Below are 21,280 nucleotides of genomic sequence, written 5' to 3'. Positions count from 1 at the left end.
GGATGGGGAGCGGCGGGCAGCCGCGGCGCTCCGTCAAGCCTCGGCTCAACTCTTCGAAGAACGGAGGTCGCCCTGTGCGCTGTCGTCCTCGGAGACGGCGGGAGGTTCCCAGCCGAAGACGCTGCGACCGCCATAAGAGAATGACCCGTCGAATTCACCGGCAACGATCTCCTTGAGATCTGGGCCAGTGACGTATCGTTCCAGCACTCTCGATTGGTCATCCAGCCGCTTCAGCGCCGACAGCTCCTCGTCGCGCCCGAGACGCCCCTTCCTGACGGCCGATTTCATCACGTTGATCGTCTCGTCATAGACCTTCAGCGGCACCGGAAAAGGATGTCGGTCCTTGCCGCCATGTGCGAGGGAAAAGCGCGCGGGATCGGAGAACCGGCAAGGTGCGCCGTGAACGACTTCGGCGACCATCGCCAGAGCCTTTACCGTGCGCGCTCCGACGCCAGGCGTCAGAAGCAGCTCCTCGAAATCCACCGGGCCGCGATCGGCAGCCGCGGCAAGATTGCCATGCAGGCGCCGCATGTTCACGTCTTCCTGGCGCACATCATGATGTGCTGGCATGATGAGGTATGGCAGCATCGGCTGCGCCTCTTGTTTACTGATAACTGGAACTTGTCCTTCCAGTACGCTGAATTCGCGAATGATTTTGTCTGGGCCCAATGAGGCGAGCAAATCCAGCTGACCGTTGCGAGAGCGTTCTGCGCGCCGATCGGCGAGATTGACGATCTCGCCTTGTTCGCGTCCTTCGATGGCTGCATGCGGCGAATCCAGGAAGCTCGTCAAACCCTCCGATAGCCAGTGATATCGCCGCGCCTGCCGCCGTTCATCGTTCATACCCTGTTGGATGACGACCCACTTGCCGTCATCGGCAACGATGAAGCCGTGTAGATAGAGATCGAAACCATCCTGCACCGCGGCGCTATCCACCTTCGCGATCAGCCGGCTTTTCATGGCAAGGGATGCGCCGTCGATGCCGACACGATCGCCGATATCAAGCAGTTCGCCTGGCGTCTTTCGGGATTGCGCGCCGCGGCCGCCGCAGACATGAATGCCGAGTTCGCCGGAAAGCGGCGTCAGGCCGCGCTTCAATGCGCCAAGCACGCTTGTCGTGATCCCCGAGGAATGCCAATCCATGCCCATGACGGCGCCGAAGGACTGGAACCAGAAGGGATTGGCCAGTCGGCGAAACAGCTCGTCGCGCCCATAATGCTGCACGATCGCCTCGGTGATAACGGCGCCCAGGCGCGTCATTCGATCTCCGAGCCAGCGCGGTACGCGGCCGCCATGCAGGGGAAGGTCAGCTTTGCCAGCTCTCTGTGCCAAATCCACGACTCTCGTTCTTTATGGTGACATTGTAGTCCCCGCCGCCGAGATGCGCCATCCACGGGCGGAGCGATCCGCCGAGGCTGCAATATTGGATCGTGATGAGGTTAGGCCAACACCGGCGTCGGCGCAAAATCCTGCATTGCTCCCGAAAACAGCTTGGGTAGCGGCGAGGCATAGGAGCTGCGCTTGCTGGTGGATAGGCCGAGCGACACCAGCGCCTCGGCCTGCTTGACCGCTGCGGCGACGCCATCCACGACCGGGACGCCATAGATCGATTGCAGTTCCCTTGCGAGATCCGTCATGCCGGCACAGCCGAGTACGATGGCTTCTGCTCCGTCTTCGGCAAGCGCACGTTCGATTTCCACCCGCAGTTTTCCGATTGCGCCGGACGATGAATCCTCAAGCTCGAGGACAGGGATATCGGACGCGCGAACCTTGGCTCGGCTACCCATGCCATAGCGCCGGACGAGGTTGTCGATCAGGATGCGCGAGCGTTCGAGCGTCGTCACCACGCTGAAGCGCTGCGCCAGGAAACCGGCCGTCGCCACGGCGGATTCACAGAGCCCGACAACGGGCACATCGCAAAACATGCGCGCGGCTTCCAGGCCGGTATCGTCAAAGCAGCAGATGATCGCCGCATCATAGCCGCCAACCTGTCTTTCTTTCAGTTCTCGCAGCATGCCGGGCACCGCTATTGCTCCGTCGTAATAGCCCTCGATCGAAGCCGGCCCCATCTGCGAGGTGGCGGCGATGATCTCCGTGCCGGGGCTTGCCACGGCACGCGCGGCGACCGCCGCCTTCTCTGTCATGGAAGCGGTGGTATTGGGATTGATGAGCAACAGGCGCATGATCTTAGCTTTTCTTGGCTTGGCGGCGGCCGAGCATGGTCATGACTGCAAGCGCCAGGAGGATGATGGTGAAGGAAAAGAGCGTCGTCACTGTTCCCAGAGCATAAAGCACCGGCGTGGTGACATTCGTCGTCATGCCGTAGATTTCGAGCGGCAGGGTATTGTAGGTGCCTGATGTCATCAGGGTACGGGCGAACTCGTCATAGGAGAGCGTGAAGCCGAACAGGCCGACGCCGATCAGGCTCGGCGCGATCATCGGCAGCACGACATGGCGAAAGGTCTGCCATGAGTTGGCACCGAGATCGCGTGCTGCCTCCTCATAGGCCGGCGAAAACCGGTTGAAGACCGCAAACATGATCAGCACGCCGAAGGGCAAGGTCCAGGTCAGATGCGCGCCGAAAGCCGAGGAATACCAAGCAGGCGCAATGCCACCCTGCTGGAAGACGACGCCGATCCCGAGCGAAATGATAATGGATGGGACGACGAGGCTGGCAACCGTCGCATAGAACAGGAATGTCGATCCACGAAAGCGGCGGCGAAAGGCAAGGCCTGCCAACAGCGAGACGACGACGGTCACGATCATGACCATCAGCCCAAGGATCAGGGACCGTTGGAACGAAGCACCGAAATCGCCGACCGCCTGTTTCTCGAAGAGGTTTGCGAACCAATGCAGCGAGACGCCATTCAGCGGGAAGGTCAGGCCGCCGTCCGGCCCCTGGAAGGACAGGATGACGACTGCCGAGAGCGGTCCATAGAGGAACAGCACGAAAATCGTGAAGAAGATCGCCAGAACATAGAATTCCAGGCTACGCTTTTCGCGGTTCATCTCAAAGCTCCTTGCGGATATCGACGATGCGCAGGATGGCAGCGACCATCAGCAGTACGACGATCAGCAACACCACTGCATTGGCGGCGGCAGCCGGATATTGCAGCAGCGACATCTGGTTCTTCATCATCAACGCGATGGAAGCGCTCTGGCCGCCGGACATGACCTGCACAGTGGAAAAATCCGCCATGACCAGCGTGACAACGAAGATGCTGCCGATCGCCATTCCGGGCTTGGCAAGCGGGATGACGACATTCCACAGCACTTGCCAGCCGCTGGCGCCGGCGTCACGCGCTGCCTCAAACAGCGAGCGGTCGATGCGCATCAGCGTGTTGAAGATCGGCGTCACCATGAAGAGCGTGTAGAGGTGCACCATGGCGAGCACGACGGCAAAGTCCGAATAGAGCAACCATTCGATCGGCTGCGGGATCAGGCCCATGTCGATCAAGGCGGAATTGACCAGCCCGTTGCGACCGAGCACCGGAATCCACGAGATCATGCGGATGATGTTCGAGGTCATGAACGGCACGGTGCAGACGAGGAAAAGGATCATCTGCGTCGACGTACGCCTGATGTGAAAGGCGAGGAAATAAGCGACCCAGAAGCCGATGAACAGCGTCAGCATCCAGACAATGGCGGTGAATTTCAGCGTATTGAGATAGGTCTTCCACGTCACCCATGAACCGAGCGTATCGGTATAGTTGGTGGTCAGGAAGGCCGGATAGATGTTGGCGAAATCATAATCCCAGAAGCTGACGATGCCAATCATGGCAATCGGCAACAAGAAGAAGAAGCCGAGGATGAGAAACAGCGGCGTGGCCTGCAGATAGGCGACTGCCCAGGCCGGCACGCCAAATCCCCGCCGGTTTTCCCGAGTTGCCTCTGCTTCATCCGAGGAAGCGATCGTCGCCATGGTTCGGTTCTCCGTTTTGCGACGCCTCCCCCCGCAATGGCAGGGAGAGGCAATGAAGGAATGCCGGATCAGGCGGCGATGAATTCGTTCCAGCGACGGACCATGTAGCGGTCCTCGTCCATGACCGAATTCCAGCAGGCAACCGCACCCATGCGGGCTTCGAAGGAACCGCCGTCGCGAACGGCGCCGGCCTTCTCCATGACCTTGCCTTCCGGAGAAAGGATATCGCCCTGCGCCGGCTTGCCCTCGATCCAGTAGCCCCATTCGTCGGCCGACATGAACTGCTTGGCCGTTTCCATGCAGGCGGAATAGTAACCCTGGCGGTTAAGGTAACCGCCGACCCAGCCGGAGGTGTACCAGTTGATGTACTCGTAGGCAGCGTCGAGCTCGGCACCCTTCAGATGCGAGGCAAGGCCGAGGCCGCCGCCCCAGGCGCGATAGCCTTCCTTGAGCGGCTGGAAGGTGCAGGCAATACCCTTCGAGCGGACGGCGGCAACCGCCGGCGACCACATGGACTGGATGACCACTTCGCCCGACGCCATCAGGTTGACGCTTTCGTCGAAGGACTTCCAGAAGGCGCGGAACTGGCCCTCACCCTTGGTCTTGATCAGGAACTCGATCGTCTTGTCGATTTCCGCCTTCGTCATGTTGCCCTTGTCGGCATATTTGATCTTGCCGGCGGCTTCCATGATCATCGCGGCATCCATGATGCCGATCGACGGGATGTTGAGGATCGCCGTCTTGCCCTTGAAGGCCGGATCGAGAATATCGGCCCAGCTGTTGATCGGACGTCCGGTAAGATCAGGGCGAATGCCGAGCGTGTCGGCATTGTAGATGGTCGGAACCATCGTCATCCACTGCGTCGGCTCCTTGGCGAACTTCTTGGAACCTTGACCTTCGACGAAGCCGACCGTGTGCGGTGCCGTGCCCTGGGCAATGACGCTGTCGGGCTTCAGCTTGCCATTGATGAAGAGCGGCACGATCTTGTCGTAATATTTGAGCTTCTTGACGTCCATCGGCTGCAGCACACCGGCCGGGAACACCTTCTTGGCGATCCAGTATTCGATGTCGGCGATGTCGTAGCTGTTCGGCTGCGTCACGGCTCGCTGCGCGGCGGCATCGGAATCGGTCGCGGTCATCTCGAGCGTGATGCCGAGATCGGCCTTGCACTTCTCTGCGATCGCGTTGATGTTCGAAACGCCCGTACCGAACTGGCGCAGCGTGATTTTGGATTGCGCCCAGACGGTCGGAAAGCCGGTGATAAGACCGGAGCCGACAACGGCGCCGGCGGCAGCAGCTCCACCCTTCAGCAGCGATCGGCGGGAAATGCCCTTTGTCGCCTTGGTAGTCTTTGTTTCATTCGTCATGTCAGTTCCCCTTTTTTGATGCTTGAGATTTTCATGCGGACATACGGCCAAGAAGGATTGCATCCTCCAGAGCCCAGCTCAGCGAGACGGTGTCGCCGACTGCCATGGATTTGGCGGCGTCATCGTCGTTACTTGCGATCACGGTGAAATCGTCGCTGCCGGCACCGATGACGGTGATCTTCAGCGTCGCGCCGCGATATTCGATGTTGGAAACCACACCGTTGAAGCCGAGGCCCTTGTCCGTTGGCTGTGAAAGCCGGACGCGGTCGGTGCGGATGGCGATATCAACGGGGTCTCCAACCTGGCGTCCTGATCCCTTCACCGAGAAACCCTGTCCTTCCGGCACGGTCGTGGTGATCACGCCGCCCTCGCTCGACGTGACCCGGCCAGACAACACATTATGATCGCCCATGAAGCGGGCGACAAAGGCTGTCGCAGGGCGTTCAAAAACCTCTCGCGGCGAACCTGCCTGCTCAATCCGGCCGTCATTCATGATGACCATGATATCGGCGAGCGCCATCGCCTCTTCCTGGCTGTGCGTGACGTGGACGAAAGTGATGCCGAGCGACTTCTGCAGCTTCTTCAGCTCGGCGCGCATGCGGATTTTCAGGAAGGGATCGAGCGCCGATAGCGGTTCGTCGAGCAGCAGCGCTTCCGGATCGGTGATCAACGCACGGGCAAGCGCCACGCGCTGCTGCTGGCCACCTGAAAGCTGGGCCGGGCGTCGGGTGGCATAGGCCTCCATCTGCATCAGCTTCAGCATCTCAAGCGCCTTGGCGCGACGCTCGTCCTTGTCGACACCCTTCATCTTCAAGCTGAAGGCGACATTGTCGATGAGATCGAGATGAGGAAACAGCGCATAGGACTGGAACATCATCGCCGTGCCGCGCCTGGCGGGCGGGAAGTCGGTGACGACGGTATTTCCAAGCCTGATGTCGCCGGAGGAAATGCCTTCGTGGCCCGCGATCATGCGCAGTGTCGAAGTCTTGCCGCAGCCGGAAGGACCGAGAAAGCAGCAATAGGAGCCTGCCGGTATCTTCAGGCTGATCGCATGGACAGCCGTAGTTGTACCGTAGACCTTCGAAACGGACACTATATCGATCTCTGCCGCTTTCGACATCATCTTCCCCTTTGGTTTGGGAAAGACACTGCATCATTCATGCCAGTTTTGCTGCGGCGCACTAACCAGCTGGAATTCCTATATTTTCCAGCTGGTGAGAAATTTTGCCTCCTGAATAGCAATTGTGAATTTGCACAGGAAATAGGCTATTGTGCTCGATTTATGCAAATTATTGTATACACTTTAATCCATTCTTTGCATCAGATTTCGTTTAACTTCGGCGCGAAACCGGGCTATCATCGCGGCCAATTATTCAGGCAAACGATTATGAATCCTTCAGCAGACGGGCTTTTGACGCCTAGCGACTCTACCGACAGCGGTGCGCAACAGATCCGCGATGCCATTCGCGACGCGATCGTCGAGCGCCGGCTTGCGCCGGGCACGAAACTGTCCGAAAGCGATGTCGGCGGCCTGTTCAACGTCAGCCGAACCTTGGCGCGCGCCGCCCTGCAGGCTCTTTCTTATGAGGGGCTTGTCAGCGTCGAGAAAAACCGCGGCGCTTTCGTCGCCTATCCATCGCCCGAGGAAGCCCGGCAGATATTCGCTGCGCGTCGTCTGGTCGAGCCGGGCATACTGAAATCGGCTGCCGAACATATCACCGCGGCTCAGCTCAAGCATCTCCGACACCTCCTCGTCGAGGAGGGTCGCTTGATGGGTGAACGCGGTCAATCTGCGCGTCGCGCCGAAATCAAGGCTTCGGGTGACTTCCATCTGATGCTGGCGTCGATATCAGGCAATCTCATCATGCAGCGCTTCATGGAAGAGCTCGTCGCCCGCTCGTCACTGGTAATCGCACTCTACGGACAATCAAGTGCCTCCAGTTGCGGCCATTCCGAGCACGGCGATATCATCACCGCGCTGGAGCAGAAGGACGTCGACACGGCCTGTCAACTGATGCTCCATCATATCGCGCATATCGAGGCCGATCTCGACCTGCGGGAGCGCAAGAGCTTCGGCCTGAAAGAAGCATTCGAGCATTGAGACATCCGCCATCTAGGCGGCTCCCGCTCGGATCAATGGCCATTGATTCAAGGAGAAAAAATTGAGCACGATCGAAACCCTCTTTACCCGGGCCAAGCTCGTCGATGGCTCGATCAAGGATATCGGCGTCACGGATGGCCGCATCGTCTCGATCGAAGAAACCAAAGCGCCCGCCACAGCCTCTGAGGTAATAGACCTCGAAGGTGTTCTTGTGGTGTCTGGCTTCGTCGAAGGACACATTCATCTCGACACCAGCTTCTATGGAGACGCGTGGATACCGCATAAGCCGTGCACCAATGGCTTCGATGTCCATGAACGCGTGGCCTTCCAGGCACAGAATATGGCACAGGCTGCACCGATGGACGAAAGAGCCAGAAACCAGCTCGACCTCTGCATCGCCAATGGCAGCACGCATATGCGCAGCCATGTCATGGTGGACGGCTCCGTTGGGCTGAAATCGCTCGAGACCATTCTTGCCGTGCGCGAGGAATATCGCGGCCTGATCGACATTCAGCTCGTCGCTTTTCCGCAAAGTGGCATCCTGAAGAGCGCCGGCACGCCCGAGCTTCTGGACGAGGCGATCGCCATGGGAGCCGATCTTGTTGGAGGGCTCGATCCGGCGAGCTTCGACCGGGATATTGAAAAGCACCTCGACGTTGTTTTCGGAGTGGCCGAGAAGCATGGCGTCGACGTCGATATCCACCTTCATGAAGGCGGTACGCTCGGTCTCTTCACCATCGAGCAGATCTGCGCCCGCGCGCGTGGTCTCTCCATGGGTGGGCACGTTACGATCAGCCACGCCTATGGACTTGGCGATCTTTCGACCGAGGCGGTAACACGCGCTGCAGCACTCATCGCCGAAAGCGGCGTCTCCATCATGACCAATGCTCCGGGCGCCCACCCCTTCCCGCCGGTCGCCCTGCTTCGTGCCGCCGGCGTCACCGTCTTCAGCGGCAGCGACAATATTCGCGATTCCTGGTGGCCATATGGCGATGGTGACATGCTGGGCCGCGCGATGATGATCGGCTATCGGTCGGGCTTCTATACAGACGACGAATTGAAGACCGCCTTCGATGTCGTGACGGAGAGCGGCGCCAGAGCTTTGCGCCTGGAGGGCTACGGCCTGCAGATCGGTGCAAAAGCCGATTTCGTTACCTTGAAGGCAGAGCATGTTCCCGAGGCGGTCGTTGCGGTGCCGAAAGGACGCGCGGTCTACAAGGCGGGCAAGCTCATTGCCACAGATGGCGTCGTCCTGCGGCGCTGATCAAGCACGCGGGGCTTAAGAGCCAACGATCGGCTATCGTTTCAACTCTCGCTCGAATTTCTCGATCTGCTGCAGGACCCATGGGTCATCGGCGGAGTGTTGGATCGTTTCTTGTTCCGACCGTCGCTTGCGACAAATCCAATTGATGAAGGCGCGAAGCAGCCGCATGTGGGTATCCGAGGTTTTCAATATCTGCGAGGTCCGGCGACCAGGCTCGAAAGCCAATGGAAGCCGGACCTCGACGACCGCAAGGCGTTGCGGCGATTGCCTTTTTGCCCGCGCGAAAATGAACGCTAGCTGAACATATTGCACGGCACGATAGTTTCACCCGACCTTTGCAGCCAGTGGGAGAGAGTTGGCAAATCAATCTCTTTCACGAATAAAGAGCTTTTTTGGTTAAGCGTACCGGTATCGGCAAAACTGACCTAGTCGGGAGAGAAGGCGACCGCTAGACAATGCCGCGTCGCTTCCGATTTCCCCGGAGCGGCACAAGCTTAGCCTCGCCTGTGCGGGGCTTTTTTCTTTTCAGCCTTTGCTTTTCAGCGCCGCGGCTCGCCGCCCGGCGCATAAACCGTGTCCTGCGCGAAAGGAAACACCGAGCCGCACCGGCAGCGGATCATGTGCTTGCGCGGATCGGTCGATGGCCGCTCTGTGGAAAAGCCGCGCGGCATCTCGTCTATCTTGAAATCGCGGCTCACGGCACGACGATCGTCAGTTTCAGAAACCTCGGCGAAGCCGGTGTGATCGCATTTCGCGCATTCCAGCTTCCGTGAATATCGATCTCTTGCGGCCATTCTCTTCCAGCTCGGGACTCACAACATGCTCCTTCTATCAGCGCTGTCGGCGCTCTTGAAGGCCGCTGACGACCTTCGTTGTGGGCTGCTTTGCGCCCTTAAAAATTTAAGGGCCGAAAAAATGCCCGTGCCAAGAAAAAGAGATTGACCTGATGGCAGATGTCAGACCAATTTATTGTCCCATGACAAAACCCATGCTTACCCCTCTTCCTTCCATCGATCGGACGCAGCAAGTCATCGAGGCGCTGTCGACCTTCATCGAATCGTCGAAGCTGCGAGCCGGTGACCGACTACCGACCGAGCGCGAGCTGATGGCGGCGCTTTCGGTTGGACGTTCCACCATCCGCGAGGTGATCACCTACTTCCAGGCGCTCGGTGTCATGGAAACGCGCAAAGGCAGCGGTACCTATCTGCTGAAGCCGGTTTCGAAGGCGACGATCCATATGCCGCTCTCCTTCAATCCGTCCCATCTGCGCGATGCGCTCTTGCAGACGCTGGAGGTCCGTCGCGGCATCGAATGCGAGGCCGGCATGGTGGCTGCAAGGAAGCGAACGGATGAAGACATCGTCATCATCGAAGAGAAGCTTAACGAGATGGAGCGTGTGCATATGGCCAAGGGCACATCCGGGCCGGAAGACCTCGCTTTCCATCTTGCCGTCTATGACGCCACGCACAATCCGCTGTTCCGGCAACTTCTCGAACAGATGCGCGAAACCTTCGAGCGCTTCTGGGATCATCCCTTCGATCGGCAGGACTTTGCCCGCCGGTCCTTCCCTTATCACCGCACGCTGTTCAACGCGATCGTCGACCAGGATCCCGAGGCTGCGCGCGCCGAGACACTGAAAATTCTCGACGTAGTCGAGGAAGACATCAAGGAAATGTCCAAATGACTGACGGGCTAGAGCCGTTCGAACTCGCATCCCTTATCACCGCCCATGACGACGGCAATTTTGCCGATGCCGTGGTGCCGCCGATCTTCCAGACATCGCTCTTCACCTTCTCCAGCTATGACGAGATGATTGCCTCCTATCGTGGCGAGAAGGTGCGGCCGACCTATACGCGCGGCCTTAATCCGACGGTACGTCTGTTCGAGGAAATGCTGGCGAAACTTGAAGGCGCCGAGGATGCGCTTGGCTTTGCCAGCGGCATGGCGGCAATCTCATCTGCCGTACTGAGTTTCGTCGAGCCGGGCGACAGGATCGTCGCAGTCAAGCATGTCTATCCCGACGCTTTCCGTTTGTTCGGCACGGTCCTGAAACGCATGAAGGTGGACGTGACCTATGTCGACGGTCGCGATGAGGAGGCCGTCGCCAAGGCGCTTCCGGGTGCGAAGGTCTTCTACATGGAAAGCCCGACCAGCTGGGTCATGGAGGCGCATGATGTCGGTGCGCTGGCAGCTCTCGCCAAGCAGCATGGCGTCGTTTCCATGATCGACAACAGCTGGGCAACGCCCTATTTCCAGCAGCCGCTGAAGCTCGGCGTCGACCTCGTCATCCATTCCGCCTCCAAATATCTTGGTGGGCACAGCGATGTGGTCGCCGGCGTGGTCGCAGGTTCGAAAGAGATGATCGCGCGGCTGAAGGCAGAAGCCTATCCCTATCTCGGCGGCAAGCTTTCGCCCTTCGACGCGTGGCTGTTGATCCGCGGTCTGCGTACGCTGCCGATCCGCATGAAGGCACATGAGGCGGCTGCCCTGACGATCGCCAAGCGCCTGCAGGAGCTCGATGTCGTCGAGCAGGTCTGCCATCCGGGCCTCGCCAACCGGCTACCAGCTGGCTTGAACGGCACCTCGGGTCTGTTTTCGTTCATTTTCCGCGAAGGCGTGGATGTGCGTGCATTCGCGGATCGCCTCAAGCTCTTCAAGCTGGGTGTGAGCTGGGGCGGGCATGAGAGCCTGATCGTGCCGGGCGAAGTCGTGCTGCAGCAAAAGGCGCAGCCGAATTCAGCGCATACCTTCGGCATCAATCCACGCTCCGTACGTCTCCATGTCGGCCTCGAAGGAACCGAGGCTCTGTGGAAGGAACTCGAGGAGGCAATCGCCGCCGCCTCGTGACATCGTCAATCTGAGAGGAAAACCTAAAAGGGGAACCAACATGAAAAGACTGATAACAGCAGCACTCTTTACCGCTTTGATGGGCGGCACCGCCTTTGCCGATACGACGCTGAAGCTCGTGGAAGTCATCACGAGCCCGGAGCGCACCGAGACGCTCAAGTCGATCGTCGCCAAGTTCGAGGCCGCAAATCCCGGCACAAAGGTCGACATCATCTCCCTGCCCTGGAACGAAGCCTTCCAGAAGTTCGCCACCATGGTTTCTGCCGGCGATACGCCTGACGTGATGGAAATGCCGGACACCTGGCTGTCGCTCTACGGCAATAATGGCATGCTCGAAAGCCTGGAGCCTTACCTGGCGAAATGGGAGCATACGAGTGAATTGACGCCGCGCGCGCTCCAGCTCGGCCGCGACGTGAAGAATACCGCCTATATGCTGCCCTACGGCTTCTATCTGCGCGCCATGTTCTACAACAAGAAGCTCCTGAAGGATGCCGGCATCGCCGAACCGCCGAAGACGATGGACGAGTTCGTCAAGGCATCCGAAGCCGTCTCCAAGCAGCCTGGCAAATACGGCTACTGCATGCGCGGCGGCCCGGGAGGCCTTAACGGCTGGATGATCTTCGCCGCCTCCATGGCCGGCGACAACAAGTACTTCAAGGATGACGGCACATCGACGATGAACAGCCCCGGCTGGGCCAAGGGCATCGAGTGGATGGTCGATCTCTACAAGAAGGGCTATGCGCCGAAGGATAGCGTCAACTGGGGCTTCAACGAAGTCGTCGCCGGCTTCTATTCCGGTACCTGCGCCTTCCTCGACCAGGATCCGGACGCGCTGATCGCCGTCGCCGAGCGCATGAACAAGGATGATTTCGGCGTGGCCCCGCTGCCGAAGGGTCCGGACGGCAAATCCTTCCCGACCATCGGTTATGCCGGCTGGTCGATGTTCGCGACGAGCCAGAACAAGGATCTATCCTGGAAGCTGATCGCAACCCTTGAAGGCAAGGAAGGCAATCTGGAGTGGAACAAGAAGATCGGTGCGCTGCCGGCCTACACGGCTGCGGAAAAGGACCCCTTCTACGCCGGCGATCAGTTCAAGGGCTGGTTCCAGGAATTGGCCGACAAGGACACCGTGCCGACCGTCATGCCGACCTATCTTGAGGAATTCGCCTTCTTCAAGGATTCGCTCGCCATCAAGACCTCGCAGCAGGCATTGCTCGGCGATATCTCGGCAAAAGACCTCGCCGACCAGTGGGCTGATTACCTGACCAAGGCCCAGCAGAAATTCCTCGCCAAGAAATAAAACGCATATCCGGCGGCGGAGCGATCCGCCGCCGTTTCTGTCCGCTTGAAACAGACGGCGTCCGAACGCCGCGAATGGGAACTCTTGCAGATGACTTCGATCACCGACACGCTCGACAGGCGTCACGACCGCAGGCCGTGGCTGAAGCGCCTGGCCGACGCCTCGGAGCCCTATCTCTACAGCGCGCCTGCTCTCATCCTCATCATCGCCGTGATGCTGGTGCCGCTGGCGATTGGCATATCCTACGCCTTCCGCGATATTCAGCTGCTCAATCCGTTTTCCGGCGGATTTATCGGTCTCGAGCATTTTCGCGATCTCGCCAAGGATAAGGCCTTCTACTGGGCGCTGAAGAACACGCTCTGGTGGACCGGCGCTTCGGTCTTGCTGCAGTTCATCTTCGGACTGATCCTGGCGCTGCTGCTGGATAAGCCTTTCTTCGGCAGATCGATCGTTCAGGCGCTCGTATTCCTGCCCTGGGCCGTTCCTTCCTTCCTCGCCGGTCTCAACTGGTCATGGCTGTTCAATCCGGTCATCGGCCCGATACCGCACTGGCTCTATGCGCTCGGCCTGATGAGCGAACCGAACAACATTCTGTCGGACCCGAATTATGCGATGTGGGGGCCGATCGTCGCCAATGTCTGGTGGGGTATTCCCTTCTTCGCGATCACGCTTCTGGCAGCTCTCCAGGCGATCCCGCGCGATCTCTATGAGGCGGCCTCGATCGATGGTGCCGGCTGGTTCGAACGTTTCCGCTCGATCACGCTTCCCTTCCTCGCCCCGACCATCGCCATCACCGTGCTCCTGCGCACGGTCTGGGTCTCCAATTTCGCCGATTTGATCGTTGTCATGACGGGCGGCGGCCCCGCCGACCGCACGCAGATCGTCGCCAGCTACATCTTCACGCAGGCCTTCAAGCGGCTGGATTTCGGCTATGCCTCGGCCATCGCCTTGGTACTGCTGGTGCTCCTGCTTGCCTATTCCATGCTGATCATCCTGCTGCGGCAGACCCTGCTGAACAAGGATTGAGCCATGAGACGATCCATCCTGCCTACCATCGCACACCGTCTGGCAATTCTTTGCTACGTCGTCTTTGCGCTCTTCCCATTGTTCTGGCTGCTCAAGGTCTCGGTGACACCGAACGATCTGCTCTATACCGAAGGCGTGCGCATGTGGCCATCGCGCACGACTTGGGAACATTATGCCTTCGTGCTGCAGCACAGCGATTTCCCGACCTTCTTCAAGAACAGCCTGATCGTCGCTGGCTCGACGGCGATTGCGGTGACGATCTGCGCATCGCTCTCCGGCTATGCGCTTTCGCGCTTCAACTTCCGTGCCAAATACTGGATCGTGGCGCTGATGCTGCTGACCCAGATGTTTCCGCTGGTCATGCTGGTCGCGCCGATCTTCAAGATCCTGACGCCGCTGCACCTGACCAACAGCCTCACCGGCCTTGTCATTGTTTACACAGCGTTCAACGTGCCCTTCGCCACCTTCCTGATGCAGTCCTTCTTTGACGGCATTCCAAAGGATCTGGAAGAAGCTGCAATGATCGACGGTGCGACACAGTTCACCGCCTTCCGGCAGATCATTCTGCCGTTGACCCTGCCCGGCATCGCCGCGACGCTCGGCTTCGTCTTTACGGCGGCATGGAGCGAACTGCTCTTCGCGCTGATGCTGATTAACGGCAATCAAGCCGCGACCTTCCCGGTCGGGCTTCTCACCTTCGTCTCGAAATTCTCGGTGGATTTCGGGCAGATGATGGCGGCGGGCGTCATGGCGCTCATTCCGGCCGCGCTCTTCTTCCTGCTCATCCAACGCTATCTCGTGCAGGGCCTGACGGCCGGCGCGGTCAAGGGTTAGTCAAATGGCATCGATCGATATTCAAAACGTCAAGAAAGCCTACGGCCACGTGCAGGTGCTGCACGACATCGACCTCAGGATCAAGGACGGCGAGTTCGTCGTTCTTGTCGGTCCCTCAGGGTGTGGCAAGTCCACGCTGCTGAGGATGATCGCCGGCCTCGAGGACATCAGCGGCGGCGAAATCCGCATTGCCGACAACCGCGTCAACGAACTGCATCCGAAGGACCGCGACATCGCCATGGTCTTCCAGTCCTATGCGCTCTATCCGCATATGAACGTCGCTGGCAACATGAGCTACAGCCTGCGGCTACGGAAAGTAGCCAAGGATGGCATCGCCAAGGCTGTCGCCGGTGCGGCATCCAAGCTCGGTCTCGATCCTCTGCTTGAACGCCGACCGAAAGCGCTTTCCGGCGGCCAGCGCCAGCGCGTCGCGATGGGCCGCGCCATCGTGCGGCAGCCGAAAGCCTTCCTTTTCGACGAGCCGCTATCGAATCTCGACGCCCGCCTTCGCGAGCAGATGCGAGCCGAAATCAAGAAGTTGCACGGCGACCTTAAAGCGACGTCGATCTACGTGACGCACGATCAGATCGAGGCGATGACGCTGGCGGATCGGATCGTTGCCATGCATGGCGGCGTGGTTCAGCAGGTCGGAAGCCCGCTCGAACTCTACGATCAGCCAGCCAATCTCTTCGTGGCCGGCTTCATCGGCTCTCCCGGCATGAACTTCCTGGACGCGACTTATGAGGGCAATGGCGTCAAGCTCAAGGACGGCACGCTCGTTGCGCTGCCCGCGCCGCTAAAATTGGCTGATGGTGCGAAGGTGACGCTCGGCATTCGGCCGGAGCATGTCGTGCTGTCGTCCAATCCGTCCGACATGGCCGCCAATGTCGAGCTCATCGAACCCACCGGCTTCGGCATCATCCTGCATCTTTCGCTGCACGGCCTGCCGTTCAAGGTGTTCACCTTGGATCGCACCGCCCTGAGCGCCGGCACGCAGGTCAATGTCGCCTTCCCGGCGCAGCATCTGCACCTCTTCAACGAGGAAGGGAAAAGGGCGACCTGACGCCGCCCTTTCCAAAATTCTCAGTTCGCAAACGGCTCGGTCGGCCCGCTGGACGGTTGTGTAAACCAACGCGGGCCGTCCGTGGTCATGTAGATGTGATCCTCGACCCGAATGCCGAATTTCTGCGGGAAGACGATCATCGGCTCGTTTGAGAAACACATGCCGGGCGCGAGTTCCGTCGGGTTGCCGCGCACGATATAGGGCTCCTCGTGAATTTCGAGGCCAAGGCCGTGACCGGCGCGATGCGGCAATCCCGGCAGCTTGTAGTCAGGCCCGAGCGAATGTCTCGCCAGCACGGCGCGCGCCGCATCATCCAGGCTGGAACAGGCAGCGCCGAGTTTTGCCGCGTCGAAAACGGCCTGCTGCGCCTCGCGTTCGATCGCCCAGGCATCTTCGAAAGCGCTGTCGCCGCTCTTCAGCTTGTATGTCCGTGTCAGATCAGAATGATAGCCATCGATGCGGGCGCCCGTATCAACCAGAATAACGTCGTCTTCGCCGAGCGTCTGATCGCCATCTGCGCCGTGCGGCAAGGACGTGGCTTCCCCGAAGGACACGATGCAGAAGGTCGAGCCGCCATGGGCACCGGCCTCGCGATGACGCCGGTCGATGAACTCGACCACTTCCGACGCGAGAATCCCCGGCTTAAGCAGGGCATGCGCCTGCTTGTGCACGTCGAGCGTCAGGCTCATGGCATATTGAATGAGCGCGATTTCGGCGGGGGATTTGATGCGGCGCAGGCCGTTGATGATCGGCCCGCCATTGACAAGCCTTTCAGTTCCAAGCTTGGCGGCCAACGCGTTATAGAAGTAAAGCGGCATGTTGTCGTCGAGCGCCAAAACGCCCTTATCGCCGAGCACGCGGGCGATGAGCGCCGCGCTGCTCTCCTCTTCCTGCCATTCGAGGATTTCGGCCGGCAGATGCGGCAGGGTTTCGACCCGGCTGCGCTCGAAGCCCGGTACGATGTAATGGAACCCGGTCTGCGTAACCAAGGCTCCAAGGAACCGCTCGCTCGCATGCCAGACGAGTCCCGTAAAGTAACGCAGGCTTTCGGTCGGCCCGAGAAGCATGCCAGCCAGTCCCTGCGCGTCGAGCAGCTTTCGAAGCCTTGAAAGGCGCTGCTGCCTCTCTTCCTCCGTGATCCGGGGTACTGGGTGTTGCCACGACATTCCTAGTCTCCTCAATGATATTCGCCCTGCATGCCTTTATCATCGCAGCAAGCGGAACGGCGCCGACACTATCGCTCTCTCGGGCATTATGTCGACAAAGAAAATACAGATAGGTCACGATTGGCTTGCCGAATGGTTTCTGCCGCTGTCGATCACTAAATTATCTGACAGCGCGGATGCTGTCCCGATGGTTCACTGTCTTCATCGAAACAGACGGTGGAGTATCACCATGCAAGCCGCAAACACCCTAGTGTCTTCCGAACGCGTCCGTAGTCACTACAAGACCCAACGCGCGCCGCTTTCGAGGTTGCTAAATCTTGTACATCTGCTGGCGCGCAAGATGGCCGAACGCAGGAATCGCAATGCGCTTATGGAACTGTCGGACGATCAGTTGAAAGACATCGGCCTTTCTCGTGGCCAGAATGGAAGCGATGTCCATGTTTACAGCCGCTACTAAAAACATGGCGCAGGACGTGCTAAGCTTTGCAAGTGCAGCGAGCATCGGCGCTGAGGTGGGGATTTCGGCATGTCACAAATTTCGACAGCCTTGCTGCTGAAGACGAAGACCGTCCTCATCCGCGATGTCGTCTGCGATGGCGAATGCCGGCATAAGAGCAGCGAGGAATGCGCCCACAAGACGAGCCTCGTCTATCCCTACCGCGGTGTCTTCAAGCGCCATGTCGGCCGGAGCGATGCCGTTGCGGAAGCAAATCAGGTGCTTTTCTTCAATCGGGGACAGGGATACCGTATTAGCCATCCTGTCGACGGCGGCGATTCCTGTCTCGATCTCATGATCGACGAGAGCGCTCTTCACGAGCTCGCGCCAAAGGAACAGGTTCAACCCGGGGAAAGCGCTATCTTTCGTCGCCAGCGCCGACGCATCGATCCACGGGCACAGGCGCTCATCGCGATGCTTCGCCATGGGCTCAGCCGCAACATAGCCGAGGGCCTGGAAGGCGAAACACTGGCATTGACGCTTGTGCGCCGCTCCCTCGGCGAGCGGACATCGCATGCGGCTGGCGCAAGTTACGGCCGGCAGAAGCTCGTCGATCGGGCAAAGCTTGTTCTCTCCTCCGATCTTGCGCGGCGGTGGACGCTTGCGGAGATCGCCAAGGACGTCGGCGTCTCGCCCGTTTATCTGACGCAGGTCTTCCAGCAGGTCGAAGCCATGCCGCTCTATCGCTATCAGCTGCGGCTGCGGCTGGCGCGCGCACTCGATCTCCTGGGCTCATACGACGACCTGACCATGCTCGGGCTCGATCTCGGTTTTTCCAGCCACAGCCATTTCAGCGCCGCCTTCAAACAGACCTATGGCCTGACGCCGGCGGAATTCCAGCGCTCGGCGCAGCTGAGGCCCAAGCGCTACACGGCTCGCTAAAGATTCTGACAGCGCTGATGTGATGATCAGTGCTCTCATGATCCTGCCCCGGCAAGGGGGATCGATCAGGAAAGGATCATGAGATGAAGAGAACCACATGTGCCGCTTGCGACTGCGAACTCGGCGCCGAGACCATCAAGGTCAATCTCGGCGGCAAATCGGTCGAAGTGTGCTGCGAGGAATGTGCGGTCGCCTTGAAGGAGGCAGATCAATCGACATCGGCTGCTTCCGGAGCCAAGGAATAGCAACGGCCGTGGAGAGAGCTTTCGCCGAACGGCAGCTCTCTCCATCTACAATCTGTAATCGGCCACACCCTACGTGTCATTACATCGAAGCGTGAACTTTAAGGCGACAATAAAGGAATTTGTAATGAAGCGTTGCTGTCAGGCCATCAGCAAACTTCGTTCGCAATATTCCCCTTGCGGGAAAAGTTCGGAAATATATCGACGTATTGTATACATAAGCTCCCACTAGCCTTTGCAGCAGTCATTCGTAGCGAAGGCATTGATTATGAAGAAACGACTTATCGTCGCTGCCTTATTGGTAACGGCAATTGGCGGCGCAACCGCTTCGGCTTATGCAGCCGGCGCAGAAATCGCATCAGACCAGCAAAAGCCCGCAGGCGCCGAAGCCGCGCAGCCGGGTCCGGTCGGCCCGCCGTCGGACGACTGGTATTTCCAGGGCCGCCATCCCGAAGGGCCGATGATGGCCTTTGGCGGCGGCATGCCCATGCCGCCAGGCCCTCCGCCGTACAGGCCGAACCCGGCCCTGATGATAGCAGAAAAATTGTCGGCGCTCGAAACACTGATCGGCGTCCGCAGCAACCAGCTCGACGCTTGGCGGGATTATACCAGCGCTCTGATCGATCTCCTGACTCCTGCGAAGAATGAGCTGCCGGAACCGCCGGCCGCCGATGATGCTGCCGCTTCCCAGGCCGCCCATCAGGGCGACGGGCAAGCTCAGCTTTTCGGAGAGCGCCTGGCCGACCGCATGCTGGATCGCGCCGCCAAGGCCAAGGTTCTCAAGGACAAGGCTGTTGCTCTGCGTAACGTGCTGAACGCCGATCAGCTCACTAAACTAGAGGATGCGGAGCGATCGCTTATTCCTGGTCCGCATCCGTTCCGCTGATCGTTGACAGAGGGTCTTTCTAGGAGAAACCCCTCTGCCTCATCACGACGACCATTTCCTCTCCGCCTCCAACCAATTGAGATCCCCCCGGACGCCCCTGTTGGTTGGAAGGAGCGGCCCATCGTCGGGCCGAATGGTCCGGGAACGCCCCGCCCGGCGCTCCCGGACCAATGGCGTGTGAGCACCGCCATCCTTCTCCGTTGAGGAAACGATGGTCCCCCTAAATGCTCCGTCGTCTTCCTGGCCTCAACCAAGGCCATGCATAGGATCAACAAGCCAGGGATAGAAATCTTGCCGATATGTTTGCGCTCAAACACGGGACTATCGAATATTGCCATTGCCGCCGTGCTCGCCGGGACACTGACGGGCTGCGTCGTAGGACCGGATTATAAGACACCAGACCCTGCCATGCCGACGCATTGGGGTAGCAAGGCCGGAAGCAAGCCCTCGCAGGCCCCGCAATTGTCGCAATGGTGGAAACAGCTCAAGGATCCTACCCTTGATGCGCTCATCGAAGAGGCGATCGCCAGCAATCTTGATGTTGCGACAGCCAAGGCAAAGATCCGAGAAGCGCGCGCCACCTATCGGGAACAGAAGGGCGCATTGCTGCCAACAGCGTCGGGAACAGCTTCAGCGGCGCGCACACGCACATCGGCTGCGGAAGGCGGCACGACCGATGCGACCTTTTCCACATTGTACGACGGCGGTTTCGATGCCAGCTGGGAGCTCGATCTCTTCGGCGGCAACAAACGCGCCGCGGAGGCGGCGAAATACGGTGTCGATGCAGCGGATGAACAGCTGCGCGACACCATGCTGACCCTGATCGGCGATGTCGCGTCCTATTATGTCCAGGCGCGCGAATATCAGGCGCTGCGTGATCTGGCCAGGCGCACCGCCGCATCGCAGCGCCAAAGCGCAGCTCTTACCCATGAGGAATATAAGGCCGGCAGCGCCACCGGCGTCGATACAGCCAAAGCCGACGCGCTCGCCAATAGTACGGAGGCGGATATCCCGACCTACGAAATCTCCTATTCGGAAGCTGTCCATCGTCTGGGTGTGCTGCTGGGCAAGCCCCCGACCACGCTTGAGGACAAGCTCAAGGGAGGCGGCCCGATTCCGAGCCCCAAGATGAATGTCGCGGTCGGCATCCCCGCCGATATTCTGATTTCGCGGCCGGATGTTCGTCTGGCCGAACGGCAGCTTGCCCAATACACTGCAAAGATCGGTCAGGCCGAAGCCAATCGTTATCCGTCGATCTCCCTGACCGGCGACATTTCCTCGTCGGCCGCCAGTATCGGCGATCTCGCGAAGAAGTCCTCCATCGGATGGACATTCGGCCCGACCCTGACGGTGCCGATCTTCCAGGGTGGACAGCTCAAGGCCGCCGTGGACGTAGCCAAGGCCGAACGGGATCAATATTTCATCGCCTACCAGTCGGCCGTTCTATCGGCCATGGAAGATGTCGAAAATGCCATCGTATCGCTGACTCAGGAACGGTTGAGATACGGCAAGCTGGTCTCTTCAAGCAGTTCCTATCGCCGCGCCTCGGACCTCTCACACACGATGAACAAGGCTGGCGTTGTCGACTTTCTCGATGTGCTCGATGCCGAGCGCTCGCTCTATAGCGCGGAGGAGAACGCGATCCAGAGCAGAGCATCAATCGCTACCGACTATATCGCACTCAACAAGGCGCTGGGTGGAGGCTGGGACGGACAGGTCGATGTCTCCAAACCTGTCGTCATTGACACCGATACCGCTCCACATCTGGCCAAGGCCAAATAATCTCATGCTGAACACCCTAGAACATAAAGCACCGGCGACCGTCAGCCCCAAACGTGCCAAGGACGCAAGCCCTCTACCCGGCAGAACGCTCCCAAAGCGGAG

The 21,280-nt window shown here is 59.4% G+C and carries 21 protein-coding genes; 13 read left to right on the top strand and 8 right to left on the bottom strand.

Going from position 1 to position 21,280, the window contains the following annotated elements; translation table 11 throughout:
* Nucleotides 1-45: 45 nt before the first annotated feature.
* The 6 genes from AC13Q5_RS18875 to AC13Q5_RS18850 form a co-directional block, all read right to left on the bottom strand.
* Nucleotides 46-1,332: a DUF763 domain-containing protein gene (locus AC13Q5_RS18875; protein ID WP_488502731.1), complete on the bottom strand. Its 1,287-nt coding sequence runs from the start codon at nucleotides 1,330-1,332 to the stop codon at nucleotides 46-48.
* A 107-nt stretch (nucleotides 1,333-1,439) separates the two neighbouring features.
* Complete coding sequence (locus tag AC13Q5_RS18870; protein WP_457878256.1) at nucleotides 1,440-2,183, bottom strand: aspartate/glutamate racemase family protein; 744 nt, start codon at nucleotides 2,181-2,183, stop codon at nucleotides 1,440-1,442.
* Nucleotides 2,184-2,187: 4 nt separating this feature from the next.
* On the bottom strand, nucleotides 2,188-3,009 hold the full coding sequence (locus tag AC13Q5_RS18865; RefSeq protein ID WP_457878255.1) for an ABC transporter permease: 822 nt from the start codon (nucleotides 3,007-3,009) through the stop codon (nucleotides 2,188-2,190).
* A 1-nt stretch (nucleotide 3,010) separates the two neighbouring features.
* Entirely contained in the window at nucleotides 3,011-3,922 is a 912-nt protein-coding gene (locus AC13Q5_RS18860; protein WP_075854260.1) for an ABC transporter permease, read from the bottom strand.
* A gap of 68 nt (nucleotides 3,923-3,990) precedes the next feature.
* Complete coding sequence (locus AC13Q5_RS18855; RefSeq protein WP_075854259.1) at nucleotides 3,991-5,289, bottom strand: ABC transporter substrate-binding protein; 1,299 nt, start codon at nucleotides 5,287-5,289, stop codon at nucleotides 3,991-3,993.
* A gap of 31 nt (nucleotides 5,290-5,320) precedes the next feature.
* Nucleotides 5,321-6,409, bottom strand: coding sequence for an ABC transporter ATP-binding protein (locus AC13Q5_RS18850; RefSeq protein WP_488502730.1), 1,089 nt, complete (start codon nucleotides 6,407-6,409; stop codon nucleotides 5,321-5,323).
* A 267-nt stretch (nucleotides 6,410-6,676) separates the two neighbouring features.
* Here AC13Q5_RS18850 and AC13Q5_RS18845 point away from each other — a divergent pair, with 267 nt between their 5' ends.
* Nucleotides 6,677-7,390 carry a GntR family transcriptional regulator gene (locus AC13Q5_RS18845; RefSeq protein WP_488502763.1) on the top strand — a complete coding sequence of 238 codons (714 nt, stop codon included), beginning with the start codon at nucleotides 6,677-6,679 and terminating at the stop codon, nucleotides 7,388-7,390.
* Nucleotides 7,391-7,451: 61 nt separating this feature from the next.
* The gene (locus AC13Q5_RS18840; protein ID WP_075854256.1) at nucleotides 7,452-8,654 is read left to right on the top strand and encodes an amidohydrolase family protein; all 1,203 of its coding nucleotides are present in this window, start codon (nucleotides 7,452-7,454) and stop codon (nucleotides 8,652-8,654) included.
* A gap of 539 nt (nucleotides 8,655-9,193) precedes the next feature.
* Here AC13Q5_RS18840 and AC13Q5_RS18835 read toward each other — a convergent pair.
* Entirely contained in the window at nucleotides 9,194-9,448 is a 255-nt protein-coding gene (locus tag AC13Q5_RS18835) for a hypothetical protein (RefSeq protein ID WP_075854254.1), read from the bottom strand.
* A 194-nt stretch (nucleotides 9,449-9,642) separates the two neighbouring features.
* On the opposite strand from AC13Q5_RS18835, the gene AC13Q5_RS18830 reads away from it, so the two are divergent.
* From AC13Q5_RS18830 to AC13Q5_RS18805, 6 genes are all read left to right on the top strand, one after another.
* Nucleotides 9,643-10,338, top strand: coding sequence for a FadR/GntR family transcriptional regulator (locus AC13Q5_RS18830; RefSeq protein ID WP_083961386.1), 696 nt, complete (start codon nucleotides 9,643-9,645; stop codon nucleotides 10,336-10,338).
* The gene (locus tag AC13Q5_RS18825) at nucleotides 10,335-11,501 is read left to right on the top strand and encodes a PLP-dependent transferase (protein ID WP_075854252.1); all 1,167 of its coding nucleotides are present in this window, start codon (nucleotides 10,335-10,337) and stop codon (nucleotides 11,499-11,501) included. The genes AC13Q5_RS18830 and AC13Q5_RS18825 overlap by 4 nt, the downstream gene beginning before the upstream one ends.
* 40 nt (nucleotides 11,502-11,541) lie before the next feature.
* Complete coding sequence (locus tag AC13Q5_RS18820; RefSeq protein WP_075854251.1) at nucleotides 11,542-12,801, top strand: ABC transporter substrate-binding protein; 1,260 nt, start codon at nucleotides 11,542-11,544, stop codon at nucleotides 12,799-12,801.
* Nucleotides 12,802-12,891: 90 nt separating this feature from the next.
* Complete coding sequence (locus AC13Q5_RS18815; protein WP_457878249.1) at nucleotides 12,892-13,827, top strand: carbohydrate ABC transporter permease; 936 nt, start codon at nucleotides 12,892-12,894, stop codon at nucleotides 13,825-13,827.
* Between the two features lie 3 nt (nucleotides 13,828-13,830).
* Nucleotides 13,831-14,661, top strand: a complete 831-nt coding sequence (locus AC13Q5_RS18810) for a carbohydrate ABC transporter permease (RefSeq protein ID WP_075854250.1) — start codon at nucleotides 13,831-13,833, stop codon at nucleotides 14,659-14,661.
* 4 nt (nucleotides 14,662-14,665) lie between these two features.
* Nucleotides 14,666-15,724: an ABC transporter ATP-binding protein gene (locus AC13Q5_RS18805; protein ID WP_488502729.1), complete on the top strand. Its 1,059-nt coding sequence runs from the start codon at nucleotides 14,666-14,668 to the stop codon at nucleotides 15,722-15,724.
* Between the two features lie 20 nt (nucleotides 15,725-15,744).
* Here AC13Q5_RS18805 and AC13Q5_RS18800 read toward each other — a convergent pair whose 3' ends face one another.
* Complete coding sequence (locus AC13Q5_RS18800) at nucleotides 15,745-16,890, bottom strand: M24 family metallopeptidase (protein WP_488502728.1); 1,146 nt, start codon at nucleotides 16,888-16,890, stop codon at nucleotides 15,745-15,747.
* 229 nt (nucleotides 16,891-17,119) lie between these two features.
* Here AC13Q5_RS18800 and AC13Q5_RS18795 point away from each other — a divergent pair, with 229 nt between their 5' ends.
* The 5 genes from AC13Q5_RS18795 (at nucleotide 17,120) to AC13Q5_RS18775 (ending at nucleotide 21,178) form a co-directional block, all read left to right on the top strand.
* Nucleotides 17,120-17,347 carry a DUF1127 domain-containing protein gene (locus AC13Q5_RS18795; protein WP_075854247.1) on the top strand — a complete coding sequence of 76 codons (228 nt, stop codon included), beginning with the start codon at nucleotides 17,120-17,122 and terminating at the stop codon, nucleotides 17,345-17,347.
* A gap of 69 nt (nucleotides 17,348-17,416) precedes the next feature.
* Nucleotides 17,417-18,268, top strand: a complete 852-nt coding sequence (locus AC13Q5_RS18790; protein WP_488502727.1) for a helix-turn-helix domain-containing protein — start codon at nucleotides 17,417-17,419, stop codon at nucleotides 18,266-18,268.
* 83 nt (nucleotides 18,269-18,351) lie between these two features.
* Nucleotides 18,352-18,513, top strand: a complete 162-nt coding sequence (locus tag AC13Q5_RS18785; protein ID WP_488502726.1) for a hypothetical protein — start codon at nucleotides 18,352-18,354, stop codon at nucleotides 18,511-18,513.
* 265 nt (nucleotides 18,514-18,778) lie between these two features.
* On the top strand, nucleotides 18,779-19,396 hold the full coding sequence (locus AC13Q5_RS18780) for a hypothetical protein (protein ID WP_488502725.1): 618 nt from the start codon (nucleotides 18,779-18,781) through the stop codon (nucleotides 19,394-19,396).
* A 291-nt stretch (nucleotides 19,397-19,687) separates the two neighbouring features.
* Nucleotides 19,688-21,178, top strand: coding sequence for an efflux transporter outer membrane subunit (locus tag AC13Q5_RS18775; protein WP_488502724.1), 1,491 nt, complete (start codon nucleotides 19,688-19,690; stop codon nucleotides 21,176-21,178).
* Nucleotides 21,179-21,280 lie beyond the last annotated feature (102 nt).

The sequence above is a fragment of the Martinezella sp. CNPSo 3964 genome (assembly GCF_057784375.1).
The sequence above is the reverse complement of the archived record's forward strand: the minus strand, read 5'-3'. Positions and strand labels throughout refer to the sequence as shown.

Excerpts from the sequence above, each read along its gene's own strand:
- AC13Q5_RS18870 (WP_457878256.1), bottom strand. The coding sequence starts at position 2,183 with ATGCGCCTGTTGCTCATCAATCCCAATACCACCGCTTCCATGACAGAG.
- AC13Q5_RS18850 (WP_488502730.1), bottom strand. The coding sequence starts at position 6,409 with ATGTCGAAAGCGGCAGAGATCGATATAGTGTCCGTTTCGAAGGTCTAC.
- AC13Q5_RS18865 (WP_457878255.1), bottom strand. The coding sequence starts at position 3,009 with ATGAACCGCGAAAAGCGTAGCCTGGAATTCTATGTTCTGGCGATCTTC.
- AC13Q5_RS18785 (WP_488502726.1), top strand. The coding sequence starts at position 18,352 with ATGAAGAGAACCACATGTGCCGCTTGCGACTGCGAACTCGGCGCCGAG.
- AC13Q5_RS18805 (WP_488502729.1), top strand. The coding sequence starts at position 14,666 with ATGGCATCGATCGATATTCAAAACGTCAAGAAAGCCTACGGCCACGTG.
- AC13Q5_RS18780 (WP_488502725.1), top strand. The coding sequence starts at position 18,779 with ATGAAGAAACGACTTATCGTCGCTGCCTTATTGGTAACGGCAATTGGC.
- AC13Q5_RS18855 (WP_075854259.1), bottom strand. The coding sequence starts at position 5,289 with ATGACGAATGAAACAAAGACTACCAAGGCGACAAAGGGCATTTCCCGC.
- AC13Q5_RS18860 (WP_075854260.1), bottom strand. The coding sequence starts at position 3,922 with ATGGCGACGATCGCTTCCTCGGATGAAGCAGAGGCAACTCGGGAAAAC.
- AC13Q5_RS18820 (WP_075854251.1), top strand. The coding sequence starts at position 11,542 with ATGAAAAGACTGATAACAGCAGCACTCTTTACCGCTTTGATGGGCGGC.
- AC13Q5_RS18845 (WP_488502763.1), top strand. The coding sequence starts at position 6,677 with ATGAATCCTTCAGCAGACGGGCTTTTGACGCCTAGCGACTCTACCGAC.
- AC13Q5_RS18800 (WP_488502728.1), bottom strand. The coding sequence starts at position 16,890 with ATGTCGTGGCAACACCCAGTACCCCGGATCACGGAGGAAGAGAGGCAG.
- AC13Q5_RS18830 (WP_083961386.1), top strand. The coding sequence starts at position 9,643 with ATGCTTACCCCTCTTCCTTCCATCGATCGGACGCAGCAAGTCATCGAG.
- AC13Q5_RS18795 (WP_075854247.1), top strand. The coding sequence starts at position 17,120 with ATGCAAGCCGCAAACACCCTAGTGTCTTCCGAACGCGTCCGTAGTCAC.
- AC13Q5_RS18835 (WP_075854254.1), bottom strand. The coding sequence starts at position 9,448 with ATGGCCGCAAGAGATCGATATTCACGGAAGCTGGAATGCGCGAAATGC.
- AC13Q5_RS18825 (WP_075854252.1), top strand. The coding sequence starts at position 10,335 with ATGACTGACGGGCTAGAGCCGTTCGAACTCGCATCCCTTATCACCGCC.
- AC13Q5_RS18790 (WP_488502727.1), top strand. The coding sequence starts at position 17,417 with ATGTCACAAATTTCGACAGCCTTGCTGCTGAAGACGAAGACCGTCCTC.
- AC13Q5_RS18810 (WP_075854250.1), top strand. The coding sequence starts at position 13,831 with ATGAGACGATCCATCCTGCCTACCATCGCACACCGTCTGGCAATTCTT.
- AC13Q5_RS18815 (WP_457878249.1), top strand. The coding sequence starts at position 12,892 with ATGACTTCGATCACCGACACGCTCGACAGGCGTCACGACCGCAGGCCG.